Source organism: Mesorhizobium sp. M7A.F.Ca.US.005.03.2.1 (genome assembly GCF_003997795.1).
Taxonomy (GTDB): Bacteria; Pseudomonadota; Alphaproteobacteria; order Rhizobiales; family Rhizobiaceae; genus Mesorhizobium; species Mesorhizobium ciceri.
Genome location: NZ_RZRP01001467.1, coordinates 1 through 727 on the forward strand (window position 1 = coordinate 1; position 727 = coordinate 727).

The 727-nt window shown below is 64.8% G+C and carries 1 protein-coding gene and 1 pseudogene; one reads left to right on the forward strand and one right to left on the reverse strand.

The features are described from left to right. A partial coding sequence (locus tag EN991_RS38530; protein ID WP_127370642.1) for a VOC family protein occupies window positions 1-378 on the reverse strand: 378 nt, incomplete at its 3' end. Window positions 379-544: 166 nt separating this feature from the next. Between EN991_RS38530 and EN991_RS38535 the strand changes: the two are divergent. Next, window positions 545-727: pseudogene (locus tag EN991_RS38535) on the forward strand (TldD/PmbA family protein); the annotation flags it as partial.

Here is a 727-nt window from a genome sequence, read left to right on the forward strand (position 1 = left end):
CAGTTCCAAGGCATTGCCCGAGGGGTCGCGGATGAACAGCGTTGCCTGTTCGCCGGGCTCGCCCTTGAAGCGGACCATCGGCCGTTCCAGCCAGTCGATGTCGTCGCGCGCCTCCAGCCGTGTCGCCAGGCGCTGCCAGTCGTCCATCAAGAGCACCGCGCCGAAATGCGGGATCGGCACGACAATGCCGTCGACCCTGCCGTCACTGGGTGCCTGTGCGGCCTGCGGCCGCAGATGCGCCGACATCTGGTGACCGTAGAGGTCGAAGTCGACCCAGGTCGCTGACGAGCGGCCGATCGCGCAGCCCAGCACCTCGCCATAGAAAACGCGGGTTTCATCGAGATCACGGACCGGGAAGGCGAGATGGAAAGGCGTCATCGAAATGCTCCGTGCAGGCTGCGAACCGATTTTGCGTCACAGGGTTCGCGGTTTGAACCGTCCGCCCTGCATTTTGATTGAAGCCTATGCCATTGCACAAGCCGGACCGGAACAATAGATGGGTGGGCAACGGCCGCACACCGGCCGCACCAGCAGGATTTCAGGCATGACCGACATATCAGACGCAGCAAAATTGACCGACCGCGTCGCGGCCCTGGTCGAGGCTGCCAAAAAGGCCGGCGCCGATGCCGCCGACGCGGTGGCCGTGCGCGGCCGCTCGACCGGTGTGTCGGTGCGTCTCGGCCAGGTCGAGGCTACCGAAGCTTCCGAAAGCGAGGATGTGGCGCTG